The sequence below is a fragment of the Echinicola sp. 20G genome, assembly GCF_015533855.1.
In the GTDB taxonomy this organism is placed as follows: domain Bacteria; phylum Bacteroidota; class Bacteroidia; order Cytophagales; family Cyclobacteriaceae; genus Echinicola.
In genome coordinates this window covers 4,984,861-4,998,207 of sequence record NZ_AP024154.1, presented here as the reverse complement: position 1 = coordinate 4,998,207, position 13,347 = coordinate 4,984,861, and the positions used below count along the sequence as shown (strand labels likewise).

At 39.0% G+C, this 13,347-nt stretch carries 10 protein-coding genes; 6 read left to right on the top strand and 4 right to left on the bottom strand.

Going from position 1 to position 13,347, the window contains the following annotated elements; genetic code table 11:
* Positions 1 to 374: 374 nt before the first annotated feature.
* Together JL001_RS20140 and smc are read right to left on the bottom strand one after the other, a co-directional pair.
* Complete coding sequence (locus JL001_RS20140; protein WP_200979388.1) at positions 375 to 2,057, bottom strand: S41 family peptidase; 1,683 nt, start codon at positions 2,055 to 2,057, stop codon at positions 375 to 377.
* A gap of 240 nt (positions 2,058 to 2,297) precedes the next feature.
* Positions 2,298 to 5,852: a chromosome segregation protein SMC gene (gene smc, locus JL001_RS20135; RefSeq protein ID WP_200979386.1), complete on the bottom strand. Its 3,555-nt coding sequence runs from the start codon at positions 5,850 to 5,852 to the stop codon at positions 2,298 to 2,300.
* Positions 5,853 to 6,124: 272 nt separating this feature from the next.
* Here smc and JL001_RS20130 point away from each other — a divergent pair, with 272 nt between their 5' ends.
* From JL001_RS20130 to JL001_RS20115, 4 genes are all read left to right on the top strand, one after another.
* On the top strand, positions 6,125 to 6,667 hold the full coding sequence (locus tag JL001_RS20130) for a hypothetical protein (RefSeq protein ID WP_200979378.1): 543 nt from the start codon (positions 6,125 to 6,127) through the stop codon (positions 6,665 to 6,667).
* A 293-nt stretch (positions 6,668 to 6,960) separates the two neighbouring features.
* Positions 6,961 to 8,010 (top strand): toll/interleukin-1 receptor domain-containing protein, encoded by a 1,050-nt coding sequence (locus tag JL001_RS20125; protein ID WP_200979376.1) that lies wholly within the window; start codon positions 6,961 to 6,963, stop codon positions 8,008 to 8,010.
* A gap of 22 nt (positions 8,011 to 8,032) precedes the next feature.
* Positions 8,033 to 9,028 carry a hypothetical protein gene (locus JL001_RS20120; protein WP_200979374.1) on the top strand — a complete coding sequence of 332 codons (996 nt, stop codon included), beginning with the start codon at positions 8,033 to 8,035 and terminating at the stop codon, positions 9,026 to 9,028.
* Between the two features lie 37 nt (positions 9,029 to 9,065).
* On the top strand, positions 9,066 to 9,464 hold the full coding sequence (locus tag JL001_RS20115) for a hypothetical protein (RefSeq protein WP_200979373.1): 399 nt from the start codon (positions 9,066 to 9,068) through the stop codon (positions 9,462 to 9,464).
* A 51-nt stretch (positions 9,465 to 9,515) separates the two neighbouring features.
* On the opposite strand, the gene JL001_RS20110 is transcribed toward JL001_RS20115, so the two are convergent.
* Positions 9,516 to 9,965 carry a DUF4231 domain-containing protein gene (locus JL001_RS20110; protein ID WP_236252913.1) on the bottom strand — a complete coding sequence of 150 codons (450 nt, stop codon included), beginning with the start codon at positions 9,963 to 9,965 and terminating at the stop codon, positions 9,516 to 9,518.
* 214 nt (positions 9,966 to 10,179) lie between these two features.
* On the opposite strand from JL001_RS20110, the gene JL001_RS20105 reads away from it, so the two are divergent.
* Positions 10,180 to 10,995: an SDR family oxidoreductase gene (locus JL001_RS20105; RefSeq protein WP_200979369.1), complete on the top strand. Its 816-nt coding sequence runs from the start codon at positions 10,180 to 10,182 to the stop codon at positions 10,993 to 10,995.
* On the opposite strand, the gene JL001_RS20100 is transcribed toward JL001_RS20105, so the two are convergent.
* Positions 10,992 to 11,846, bottom strand: coding sequence for an SDR family NAD(P)-dependent oxidoreductase (locus tag JL001_RS20100; protein ID WP_200979367.1), 855 nt, complete (start codon positions 11,844 to 11,846; stop codon positions 10,992 to 10,994). The genes JL001_RS20105 and JL001_RS20100 overlap by 4 nt on opposite strands.
* A 132-nt stretch (positions 11,847 to 11,978) precedes the next feature.
* On the opposite strand from JL001_RS20100, the gene JL001_RS20095 reads away from it, so the two are divergent.
* On the top strand, positions 11,979 to 13,322 hold the full coding sequence (locus JL001_RS20095) for a glycoside hydrolase family 140 protein (RefSeq protein WP_200979365.1): 1,344 nt from the start codon (positions 11,979 to 11,981) through the stop codon (positions 13,320 to 13,322).
* Positions 13,323 to 13,347: the final 25 nt, after the last annotated feature.

The following is a 13,347-nucleotide window of genomic DNA, read 5'->3' as shown; positions in this document are numbered from 1 at the left end:
TGAAAAATGGTTTCAGTCAATAAATCGGAGATCACCAAAAACGTTAAAATGGTAATTATAAAATAAATAAACATCCATATCCTCAAATGATTTCGAGTTGGAGTATTGGTCAAATTTTCCACTTTTAGGTGCATGTAAAAGTTGGTTGTTCTTGAATTTTATTTGCTGTTATTAAGATAAGATGTTGTTACTCACAAAAAAACAATTCATTGATATTTAAATTTTCAAATCAGTTTTAATCAGAAATTTAAGTAAGTATCTATTGTTATTTTTAGATACCATTTGGGTAAGATAGAACCTATAGGAGAGGATCAGTCGAATGAAAATTCAAATTAGTTATGGAGGATAAAACCCTCCATAGCTAAAGCTATTGTCTAATGGGGTGAATTGATTAATTCTATACCTTTCAGGATATATTGGTCTTTCAAGAAATTGGAAGTGGTTTCTTCAACATAATAATCTATTTTTAAGCCTTTTCTTTGTGCCTCTGTTCCATCAGGGTAAAAAGCGCCCAAACTTGTGAAATTAATAGCTGACTTATCTGGTAAAGTAAACGAGGCGATATTCATTTGGGCTCCAGCGGTGTTTTCTCCAACTGTTGTACAATTTGGTGAAGCCTGAATGGCCATGCCAATATATTCCGCTTGGCTCATTGTGGTTTTATTTACCAATAAAATGACTTTTCCCTTGTAATACTTGGAATTATGGTAGCCTGCTATGAAAGGATCTTTAATGATTTTTAACGGAACTTTATCAAAATAGGCCAAGGAAGGTCTGTGGGGAATCGGTGAAATGGTGCTGATGAATCGTTTCTTTTTTGGATATAGGTATTTTGCAAGTGTATTGAGGGAGATGTTTTTTGGATAATTTCTTAAATCAATGATGATTCCTTTTGTGCCGGAAAAATCCTTGAATGCGGTTTTCAGTTCATCGTTTGAAATAGTTTTTAGGTTCAGGTAACCAATATTGTCTTCTAGGGTTTTCCATTTTTCAGTGGGAGCGGATGGTTTGAGAAAGGAGTGATCATTTGTTCTACTAGGATAGTCCAGGTTAAGTGATGTTTTTATGATTTGATCATCCCGCTTGATGCTCAGCTCCAGATTTTTGTTATTGCTGAAAATCATCCAGTTTGCCCATTTTTTTAAGTAGGTATCATTTGAGGACGAAAGAAATGGCTTTACTTTTTCGTTTAAGCTAGCTTGAATACTTTTTCGGTTTACCTCAAAAATTAGGTCACCAAGCATTAAATCTTTGCTCTTTATTAGATTTTTATCCACTGAGGTCACTACCAAAGTGTCATTAATTATACTCACACCAAATGGTGGTTTATATGCCAATAAAGAATCACTTAATTCTTTACTATAGTAAAAGCTATGTGAATCATTTAAATGTGTAAAAAGATTAGCTTTGGTTTTTTCATAGTCAAATTTCGATTTACAATCGGAGAATTTTACGATGAATTCATCCAATATCTCCACCCAATTTTCATCCATGAGGTATTTATTGACATAGTAATATTGCATTACATTCCAGAAGCTAAAGAGAGATAAAAGCCGATGGCTTTTAAAGGTGTAATTAAAATTGTCAAAGCCTTTTTCATTATCAAAGGTGGGAATTGAAGAGAAAATATGTCCTGTGATATAATGGCTTTTGATATTGGTATTGTCCCTTAGTTTGGACAAATGAGAATACAGGTCAGGAGAGGATGTATACTTTTCAATCCAGTCATAATCATAGTTTTTAGTAAAAAAGCCTTTAAGGTTTGTTGAGCTTTTAATTTTGCCTGGGTCTACACTGTTTACAAAATCAAGTAAAAATATATTCAGTTCTGTTTGACTTTTAACTTCTTCCAGTCCGTTGATTTTGTCTATAAATACTTTGTCCCAATCGTACTGTCCTTTACTCACATGGGGATGGTGATATTTCATCAGTCCCCAGACCAGCCCAAACTGCTTTACTTTTTCGGTTTCGCTAAGTGACTCTATGGTTAGGGAGCTTGCATCGAAAATAAAACAAAGTGTGAGAATGACGGCCATCAAATAACTTTTTGAATTCATAAGATTGCTTAAAATTTAAAAATGAACATTGAATAGAATTCAGCTACAGTTTCTGAAAAAGGACTGGTGAATAAAATATAAAAGATGTTAAAGCAGTAAGTTCGTGGTTTGTCGTTGGTTACGTAAAGGTTTTTGTTTGTTAAATTTTGTAAAAAGAGATAATGGATGCTTTTAAAAAATAGGATTCCTTGAAGATAAAAGGAGGATTTTAAATCCTCCTTAGCTTATAAATAAAATGAATTAATCCTCGATAATATCTTCCAGTTCCCTCAAATCCACTGGAACTACTCGTGAAACCCCGGCCTCGATCATGGTAATACCGTAAATGATATCTGTACTGGCCATGGTCCGCTTATTATGGGTCACGATAATAAACTGGGACTCATGGGAAAACTTTTGGATGATCTGGTTGAACTTATCAATATTGGCATCATCCAGTGGGGCATCCACCTCATCAAAGATACAGAATGGTGCAGGCTTCAATAGGTAAATCGAAAAGAGTAGGGAAGTGGCCGTTAAGGTCTTCTCTCCACCTGAAAGTTGGTTGATCGTTAATGGCCGCTTGCCTTTAGGTTTGGCCATGATCTCAATGGTGCTGTCCAGTGGATTGTCTGGATCAGTCAACCTCAGGTCACAATCATCTTCTGCAGTAAACAGTGAGCGGAATACTTTGATAAAGTTGGTCTTGATCTGATCAAAGGCTGTCAAGAAAGTTTCCTTTGCCACAGCATCAATTTCTTTGATGGTATCTACCAAAGAATTTTTGGCTTTCTCTAAATCTTCTTTTTGGGTGGTGATAAAGGTATGGCGCTCTTTGATCTCATCATAGGCTTCCATGGCCATAGGGTTGATGGGGCCAATCTTTTCCAATCGCTGCTTGGCTTTTTGAACTTCCTCGCGAATTTCCTCAACATCCTTGCTCTGATACTCTTCGGCCACTTCAGGGTCTTCTTGCATCATGCCATCCAAATCAATTTCAAATTCCACACTCAGCCTTTCTTTCATACTGCTGAGTTTCAGTTTGACTTCATTGAGGGATTCCTGCAGTTCCATGATGATGGCATCTATGCCCTCTTTTTGCTTTTGCAGCTCACGAATGGCCTTTTCCATTTCATCGATATAGCCACGGGAAGCATAGTAGTTTTTCTCTGCTTCCGTCACGCCTGATTCGATGGACTCTTTCTCGGTATACAATTCGATCAATTCATCATCTTTGATCTCATTGTTGTCCAAAAGACCTTTTATTTCCTGATCCACATTGCTCAATTCGGATTGGGACTTTTCGATTCTTTCTTTGCTGTTCTCAAAAGCACTTTTTTTGAACGAAATTTCCTGTTCCAAACTGTTGACCTTGTTAAGGTGCTGGTGGTATTGGATGTTTTCCTGGTTGTAATTGCTAGACCTTACGGCAAGACTTTCTTCCTCGGTAAGCAATTGCTCGTTGATGATCTCGAGCTCTTCTTCCATACCGTCAAAACCTTGTTTTTGTTCATCCAGTTGTGGTCCAATTTCATTGACTTCTTCCGAAAGACTGTCAATTTTTTCCAAAATATCTTCCCTCTTATTGGCATTGGTAGAGAGCATTTCGGCCAACTGTTCCTTCTTGGTTTTGATGGAGATATATTGTTGGTTGACCTCACTGATTTCTGCTTGGAGGCCTTCAATATCTTTTTTATAAGAAACTTCTTTAAGCTTCATCAGGTCACTAACCTTTCTATCCAAATTGGAGCGGGCGGTGCTGACTTTCTTGTTCAGTTCCTTGATTTCCACTTCCAGCTTTTCCAGGTTTTTGGCCCGACCTATTCGCTTGCCTTCAAAAAGTCCTACGGACCCACCTGAAATACTGAATTTACGCTTAGTGTATTTGCCACTTTCAGTGATGAAAATGGTGTCATCATCGTGCGGAATATCCTTGATTTCACCTTGGACAATGTAGACATCGTCCAAGATGTAGCTGATCAGTTTACTGTACTTTTCATCATATTCAATGATTTCCGTTGCAGCAATAGCATTGGCGAACAGTTTGTTCTGTGAGGGTTTGAACCTTTCAAAATGTTCCAACACAAAGAAATTGGCCTTTCCTCTGGCCGCATCACTCAATAAGTTTACTGCAGCAATGGCCTGGGCCTCTGTGTCCACCACATAATAGTTCATGTAGCTTTCCAGGTAGTTTTCTATGCTGACGCGATAGTTTTCACTGGTCGTTAGAATATCTGAAAGGAGAGGGGTGTCTTTACCCCAACTGGAATTCTTTTTTAGGAACTTAATCGCTTCAGGAAAGCCTTCTAAATTTTCTACCAAAGACTTGGTGAGGTTGAACTCATTGGATTTGGCATCCAATTTCCTTCCTAGTTGGGTAACTTCTTCCCTGATCAGTTCAATGGTATGGTTAGATTCTTCGATCTTTTGGTTTTGATCTTCTTCTTTGGCCTTTATTTGGGAGAGTTGATCTGTTTTGCTATCCAACTCATCCTTTAGTACAACCAATTTTTCTTCAAAATCAGCAAGGTTGGCCTCTTGGCTGTTGTCGTCAGAAGCGGTCTTTTCCAATTCCTGTTTTAAGGAGCTAAGCTGAATTTGCTTGATCTCTAGGTCTTTGCTTAGTTGGTAGATAGCATCCTTGCGGGAGGAGAAATCCTTACTAAGGACCTTTTGTCTTTCCTGAAGAATGGCATGGGCAGATTTTTGTTCTTCATAATCAGCCTTTAAGTTTTCTACCGTTAGTTCCTTTTCCGCTAAAAGCTTTTCTGCGACTTCTTTTTCCTGTTCCAAAGAACGGATACTGAAGCCCGCACGGTCATTGGATTTACGGTCCTGATCGATCTGCTCACGCAATTTCATGGAGCGATCTTCCAAAAAGCGAAGTCTTTCGTTTTTTATTTTCTTCTCACTTTCAAACGTCCTGATTTTATTGACATGCTCGTTGAGCGTCTTCTGGCGAGTAGAAAGCAGTTTTTCTTTATGGATTAGATCAGACTTGGTTTTTTCCAATTCTGCCTCTTTGGTTGTGATTTGGTTATTGAGTTGAAGCTTTCGGTCATTTTCAGCCGTAATTCTTTCATTGGCTCCGATAAGATTATCGGTATGCGTTTTGACACTGATCTTAGCCAATGCAATACTGGAAGCCTTATAAGATTTTTTGATCTCAAAATACTTGGCGGCCTGCTTAGCTTGCTTTTCGAGTGATTTGAGGTTCTTTTCAATTTCATAGAGCAAATCCTCAACACGGTCCAAGTCGGCATCAGTATCCTCTAGCTTTTTCAGGGTTTCCTTTTTACGCGTCTTGAACTTGGAAATACCGGCAGCTTCTTCAAATAGGTCTCTTCTTGAATTGTTTTTATCATTGAGCAGCTCATCGATCATTTTCAGTTCGATGATAGCATAGCTGTTGGATTGGATTCCTGTGTCCATAAAGAGGTTGTTGATGTCCTTAAGACGACAGGCAATTCCATTAAGTAAATACTCACTTTCTCCAGACCTGTAATACCGACGGGTGATGGTCACATGCGTGTACTCCGTAGGAAGGAGGTTTTTGGTGTTTTCAAAAGTAAGGGAAACCTCAGCAAGATTGGTGGGCTTTCTGTTTTTGGTACCATTGAAAATCACATTTTCCATTTTGTCTGAGCGCAGCATTCTGGTTTTTTGTTCTCCCAGCACCCAGCGGATCGAATCCACTACATTGGACTTGCCACAGCCATTGGGGCCTACAATACCTGTAATGCCCTTGTCAAAATGAATGGTGACCTTGTCCCCAAAACTTTTAAAACCCCTGATCTCAAGCTTGGTTAGCTGCATGTATGCTCAATAAAATAGATTAAGACAAACAAAATTAATCAGATCAGGGTAATAAGCAAGTGTACATCGTTGTTACTTCATGGCAAGGACAGCTTAAAAAGTCAATAAGGGAATTTGGAGAGGTTTACTTGTTCTTGTCTGAGAAGATGAAAGCAATTTTAAGGAAATGAATAACTCTTTGTATTTCTGAGTGAAAGCAGTTGTAGCTAGTTTTCCTTATGTAGAGATTGGATTTTTTTTGTACCTTGCTCTTAACCAAAAATAGTTGATCGGTGGATAACGGAACTTTGATTTATATCGTTTTGACGATAGTTTTTTTTATTTTCAATGCTTTGACCAAAAAGAAAAAGCCTACGGGAGATGAAGCTACTGGAGAGCAGGGCTTGCCTGCTGATGAGCAACCTCGCAAAAAGCCTACAACTTTTGAAGAACTTTTGAGGGAAATCCGCCAAGGACAACAAAAAGAGGAGCTTGAGGAGGAAGAGGCAAATCAGCAGGAGGTCTATGAGTATCACCCGCCTGTAGAAAAGCCATCCTATGAAAAATTGGAGAAAGTTCCCGAACCAAAAAGAAGACAGCCTGAAATCCAATATTATGAAGGGACCTATCAGGCAGACCATACGGAAAAAGGCAAATCCTTGGTAAAGCTGGATGATCAGGTGAAAATCAATTCTGATGAGCAAATTTTGAAAGAAGTGGAAGATGTGGCAGAGGAATCGGCCAGTTATAACCGATATAGAAGAATGCTGAAAGATCCTCAGTCTTTGAGAGATGCCGTAGTAGTTTCGGAGATTTTAAAGAGAAAGACTTTTTAGGGAAGAAAAGTGCTAGATACACCATAAACACAAACAGGAGCCATTGGCTCCTTTTTTTGTGCCCATAATCAAGAAATAAGGGCAATTGTGAATTTCAGTGGAATTTCAGCTGCATTTGGAGTGATTTTTTTATATTGTGTGTTAGTGGTTGTTGGTTATAATCGTCTGTTTTTGAGTTGGTTGTGATTGTTTTTGAAGGGTGTGTTGTTTGTTTACAAAATGACTTTTTTCATTTTGTTTAAAATTCATTTTATATCCAAAAAGGGTAGTGGGAATTTGGTAAACTTTTGAATATGTCTAATGGCAGAGAAAAACTGGAAATCTATCTTTCTTATGCTTGGAATAAGGAAAGTGAAGCTATTGCCGATGCTTTGGAGGATGAGTTGACCAGGCGGGGTGCACGCTTTATGCGCGACAAATCAGAATTACAGTACAAGGGAAGGATCCAGGATTTTATGGATCAGATTGGGCAGGGGAAATATGTAATACTGATCATCAGTAACGACTATTTTAAGTCGGAATATTGCATGTATGAGTTGTTGAAAATTTTTGAGAATAAATCATTCTACGAAAGGATTTATCCGATCGTTTTGGATGAGGTCAACATTTCGGATGCAGCAGACAGGGTGGAGTTGGTCAAATATTGGGAAGTGAAATCCAAGCAATTGGATGAGAAGATTAGGAAACTGGAGCAGCTCAGCAATATTCAGGGAATCACTGAAGACCTGAACCTATACCAAGCAATCAGAAATAATATTGCAAAGCTGACAAGCATTTTAAAGGATATCAATTACCTCAATACCCAAAAGCATATAAAATCTGATTTTTCTCAGATCATCAGCTTAATAGAGGAGAAGCATGATGCTGATTTTGGAGAGTTTAGTGTCAGGCCAGGAATCAAATATGTAGGAGGGATTTTGGCCGCTTTGATCGTTGTTTGTCTGGGAGTTTGGCTTTGGTTGGGAAGAAACCAAGCGCCTATGGTAGAAAGAGGGAATTTAGGGATTCCCGACAGTTTGCTTAGGGAAGTACCCGTAAATGATGAAAAAGAAGGTGAAACGCCTCAAAACAAGCCTATGGTCAAGTCAGATGAAATTCATCCTGAAGAAAGTGAACGTAAAGCTTTTGAGGTAAACTTGGTCGTGCCTTCAAGGATGAGTCAAGCGGAAGTGTGGGTGGATGGAGGGCCTGGTGTTGTTTTAGAGAGAAACTTGATTTTTATCAAACTGGAAGTCAAAGAAAAAAAGGGAACTCACCGCATAGAACTCAGAGGCAAAACAGATACTTGTAAGGTTGACCGTGTAATCAAAAATGATATTGAGGAATTAAGCATGTGCAATTGATTGAGTCAAAAATCATGATGGAATGAAAAAGATAAATTGGATTTTGCTGTGTCTTGTAATCTGTGATATCGGGATAGAAGGAGCTTTGGCTAAAACCTCCAATGTGGCTGATTCGGTGGTTTATGTCTGGGACTTTGCAGTGAGTGATGCTGAGATGGAGGATATTGGGACGCTTTTTACAGAGGATTTTGAGACAGAACTGATTAGTTATGGAACATATACGGTGCTGGAACGGCGCAATTATAATAGGGTGATTGCCCATAGGGATATGGAACGGCGAATATCTGCCATGAATACCGTTTCTGAAGCCAGTAGGGATAGTTTACGGGCTGTCAGCGCAGACGCAGTGGTATTTGGAGAGGTGTTCGATGATGTGCAAAGTGGTGAGTACGAGGTGACGGTGACTTTTCAGGATTTGGATGGAGTCATTCTTAGAAAAGGTAGTATTCTGATCAAGCGAGGTATTATCAATGACAATAGAAGCCGCAAAGAAGCCATGCGAAACCTAGTGACCATGCTTCATGAAAAGGAAAATCTTGAAATAAAAAGGGAGCAATATGAGTTTATCTCTTCCTGGCTGTCCAGCTATTTGGTCAAAGTAAAAGATGTGAACAGCCATTTTAAGCAGGTTTCCCAATATGCCTTTACCAACAGTGACTACCTGTCCGAAATCCATAAGATCGTTGGAGACTATAATGAAGTATTTACAGAACTCAATGAGAAAGGCCCCTCATACATACTTGATTTCAAAGAAACGTGGGGAGAAGATTTAGGGGGTGAATTGCAGGGTATTCATGACATGATCATGAATGACATCCATAAGCAAGAGATTTTGGGCTTAAATGAAGTACTGTTGGAAATTATAGATTATTCAGGGCTCAGCAAAAAAGAAAAGAAGAGTAAAAAGGAAGAAATCTTAAAGGATTCGGAGAAGATCACCGACGAATTGGATAGAAAGATTGGTGTTTTGGAAGTGAAAGAGAGTGTCTTTCTTTCCCAACTGAAGAAGCAGATTTAATACGAGTTAGTATGACCAACGAAAACAAAATTGAACCATGAGAATTTCAAATTTTATCAGAATCGGCATTTTTGTCCTTTTCTTAGGGCTTAATGTGAGTTGTGGGGTAGAGGCAGTAGTCTTTATTCCGTTGTTTAGCGCTACTTGGCCTGACATCAATGATGAAGATCACTTTATAGAATTGAGGCCTGATTCAGAGAACCAAAATGTAGAATCCGGGATTTTCGCAGGTACCGAACAGCATTTTGGAAACCAGTTTGATCTGGATGGAAACCTCCTTAGTGGCAAATTCAGTGGATATAATATAGAATTTATCATCCAACGTGGAAGCGGGGATATCAAATATTCAGGCGTTTTTATCACCGATGACAATGAGAATATCATCAGAATAGAACTGACCTCGGAAAAAGGCGATCCTTTGATTCTGGCCTTTTAGAGCATCATAAAATTAGCTCGAATAATAAGTTATACTATCCATATTTTCCCTTTAAGGTTTGGGAGATGTTGGAGGGGTGACATTGTTATTTTTAATGTAATTGTTCCAAGTGGTGTTTTCTTTGCTGATAAGACTTTCAATCTTGCTGACAAAATTCGGATAACTTGATGTGGGATCGGAATAAGGGTCAGCATTGGTTAAGAAAAGGTATTTTTCGTGTTTTAGCATTTCGGCGGTAGTTCGATATTCGATCCATTTTTTTTCCAATTTGAGGATGGAAGCCAGACCAGTGAGCACGGTTACCAATACGCCAAGGACAGCAATGGTCAAAGGAAGTATTTTGCCATCAGAATCCAACCCTGCAAAAAAAGGAATCAGTGCAGCAAAAACAATGGTTAGTCCTTCTTTCCAGATAAAGAGGTTCTTATTGTGCAAGGCTTTTCTTTCGTACCAGTCCATTTGAAAGTCTACTCTTTCTTCTATGTATTCTTCAGGTGTCATGGTTTTGTATGGCTTTAAGTGAAATGATTGAACAAATACTGGCTTAATTACTTTAATATAACGATATCCTGAAAAATCCTCCATATCCCACATAAGAGATTTTGTGTTTTATACTATTTTACTTTTAAATGACTGTTGGACTATTTGGTTTATTGTCAGTGTGTTATTTTTGTGAGAGGACTTTTATCCAATGTGTTGCTAATGAGTTTTAAGGTTGGAAAGGCAAAGTATACCCAAAGAAATAAATGGCAATTATGCCCTGATCACTGGAGCCTGTAAGGGTATTGGAAGGGCTATGGCTTGTGAGTGTGCCTCCAAAGGAATGAATATGCTTTTAGTGTCCGATGACCAAGTGGCTCTGGACCAATTGATGCAAGATCTTTGCCAATGGTATGAGGTTGACAGTCGTGTTTTTTGCATCGATTTGGCCAAAAAACAGGCACCATTAAAAGTTTTTGAATGGGTGATGGAAAATGCTTTTCCAATAAATGTATTGATCAACAATGTAGGAATTGGCAAAAGTGGGACTTTTAGTAAAATGGAAATCAAGGATGCCAATTATATGATAACATTGAACAACCGCGTTTTTACAGAACTCACCTATCATTTCTTAAAACTATTACAACAACAGCCAAAAGCGTACATTTTGAATATGAGCAGTATAGAGGCGACGCTTCCTTTGCCTTACAAAGCAGTGTATACCGGGACTAAAAACTTTGTTTATGCATTTTCACTGGCCCTAAGAGAAGAATTAAAGCCAACCAAGGTGTCTGTCAGTGTGATTTGTCCTGGGCCTGTCTTAACCAATGCAGATGGATTGGGCAGAATGAATGCCCATGGAAAACGATCAAAGTTACTGTTGATGATGCCAGGTCAAGTGGCCAAAATAGCCATTGATGGAATGCTGAAAGGCAAATCCGTGATAGTGCCTGGGTATTTAAATGCATTTTTCTTTTGGGTAGGCAGCAAGCTTCCTAGGTCAATAAAAATGCCACTGTTAGAAAAGCTGTTTAGGGTTTATAAGACCTAGTCAAAAAACTTATCGATTTTACATAACTGCTTACTAAGCTCCCATAGTTTTGATGCTTGCTCCACTGAGTGAGAAGATTTAGAGGAAGGTTTAGGTTTTTGGCTTTCCCAGTAAAGACCACTTGGTGCTAAGCCCTTATCTGCAAGGGCTAGAAAGACAGGGGTTTCCGCTGCTTTTCCCGGTGACTTTCCCGTTAGCCGTCTAAGTTTCCACATGATGCTATGAAACGGATTGGTGTGTTTTACGCCAATATCTGTTTTGACCAAACCTGGAGAAACGCAGAAGGTGGAGATGTTATTGACAGGCTTTCTTCTTTCCAGTTCGAATACAAATAAAAGGTTGGCCAATTTTGACTGTCCATAAGCTTTCAGTCCGTGATATTCATCGGTTAGGTTGGGATTTTCAAAATTGATTTTACCATATTGGTGTGAATTGGATCCCATGCAGATTATTCTGGCATCCTGTGACTTGGCAAGTTGGGGGTAGAGTAAATGGGTAAGAAGAAAATAAGCGAGATGATTGACTGCAAATTGCTCTTCGATACCATCTTCTGTCAGTCTAGCTTCTGAAGTCCAGACCCCTGCATTATTGATCAGGACGTCAATCGTTGGGTGAGTCTGCCTAATTTTTTCTGAAGTGACTCTGATTTGTTTTTGGGAAGAAAGGTCAGTGGCGTAAAAGTAAATTTCTGATGATGGGTAGGTTGATTGCAACTGATTCAGTAGTTTTTCTCCTTTTGTAGCATTTCGGGCAATCAGGATCAAGATTACTCCCTTTTGGGCAAGCCCTTTCGCAATTCCTAGCCCTATTCCAGAAGTAGCCCCGGTCACAATACAGGTTTTTTTGTCCATGGGTTAGTGTTTGTTGGATTATTTCTAAATCTATGGATTTTATACAAAATACTTATAATTGTTTGAATACTATGGGGATATGAAAGTAGTTTCTTAACTTTTGATGGTTTTAAAACTAATCGTAAGACAATTATGGTAGTGCTCCGCTTTTTCCTTTTCTGGATTCTTTGTTCCATAATCAGTATTTGTTCTTTATTCGCCCAAAACTTAAAAGTAAGTGAAAACCATCATTACCTTGAGCGTGATGGTAAACCCTTTTTTTGGTTAGGGGATACCGCTTGGGAACTCTTTCATCGCTTAAACAGGGAAGAAGTCACTCTCTACTTAGAGGATCGGGCTTCCAAAGGGTTTACAGTAATCCAGGCGGTGGTTTTGGCTGAATTAGGTGGTTTGACCGTTCCAAATGCCTACGGCGCACTTCCCCTTGATAACCAAGACCCCAACCATCTAAATGAAGCGTACTTTGAACATGTAGATTTTGTGATCCGGAAAGCCAATAGCTTGGGTATGTTTGTCGGTTTATTGCCAACTTGGGGGGATAAATTCAATAAGAAATGGGGAGTAGGGCCAGAGATTTTTAATGAGGAGAATGCCTTAGTATTTGGGAAAACATTAGCAGAGAGGTATAAAGATGACCAAGTGATCTGGATATTGGGAGGGGATAGAAACCCAGAAAATCCAACACATTATCAGGTAATCGAAGCTTTGGCCAAAGGGATTAATCAAGTGGCCAAAGGGAAACAGTTGATCACTTATCACCCTCAAGGTTGGGGCAATTCTTCAGATTTTTTTGCCGATGCTGAGTGGATAGATCTTCACCTTTTTCAGTCTGGACATGGGGCAAGAGATGCTGCCAATTATCAGTTCAATAGAAAAAATCTTTCTTTACAAAACTTAAAACCAACCATTGACGGAGAGCCTAGGTATGAAGAACACCCAGTAAACTGGAAAGGAACAGAGTTAGGCTGGTTTGATGACTTTGATGTTAGACAGGCAGCATATTGGAGTATGCTATCTGGGGCGGCAGGGCACACTTATGGAAATCACAATATTTGGCAAATGTGGGAAGAAGGTAGAGCACCAATTTCTATGGCGAGGACCCATTGGCAAACCGCTCTCCACCATATTGGTTCAATGCAGATGGGAATGATGAGAACATTTTTTGAAAAGATCAAATGGTATCAGTTGGTTCCAAACCAATCCTTGATTATGAATGAAAACCCTGAAGGTGCATCCTATCAAATGGCTGCTATTAGGGAAGATGGTAAGTTGGCAGTTGTCTACACCCCTTATGGAAAGTCAATTCAAATGGATTTTTCAAAACTTAATGGGGAGAGTTTTGAGACGTATTGGTTTAATCCAAGAGATGGAAATAGGATTCAGAGCAAGGAACTGATGGAAGGTCAAGAAGAATTGTTTGCTCCTCACTCAGCTGGAAGAGGAAGTGATTGGGTCTTGGTGGTGGAGGCGAAATAGAAAAAGCCGCCGATAATATCCAGCG

What these genes read in the sequence shown, in the direction of transcription:
- JL001_RS20140 (WP_200979388.1), bottom strand. Translation starts at nt 2,057, where the DNA reads ATGAATTCAAAAAGTTATTTGATGGCCGTCATTCTCACACTTTGTTTT.
- JL001_RS20110 (WP_236252913.1), bottom strand. Translation starts at nt 9,965, where the DNA reads ATGACACCTGAAGAATACATAGAAGAAAGAGTAGACTTTCAAATGGAC.
- JL001_RS20125 (WP_200979376.1), top strand. Translation starts at nt 6,961, where the DNA reads ATGTCTAATGGCAGAGAAAAACTGGAAATCTATCTTTCTTATGCTTGG.
- smc (WP_200979386.1), bottom strand. Translation starts at nt 5,852, where the DNA reads ATGCAGCTAACCAAGCTTGAGATCAGGGGTTTTAAAAGTTTTGGGGAC.
- JL001_RS20095 (WP_200979365.1), top strand. Translation starts at nt 11,979, where the DNA reads ATGGTAGTGCTCCGCTTTTTCCTTTTCTGGATTCTTTGTTCCATAATC.
- JL001_RS20100 (WP_200979367.1), bottom strand. Translation starts at nt 11,846, where the DNA reads ATGGACAAAAAAACCTGTATTGTGACCGGGGCTACTTCTGGAATAGGG.
- JL001_RS20115 (WP_200979373.1), top strand. Translation starts at nt 9,066, where the DNA reads ATGAGAATTTCAAATTTTATCAGAATCGGCATTTTTGTCCTTTTCTTA.
- JL001_RS20120 (WP_200979374.1), top strand. Translation starts at nt 8,033, where the DNA reads ATGAAAAAGATAAATTGGATTTTGCTGTGTCTTGTAATCTGTGATATC.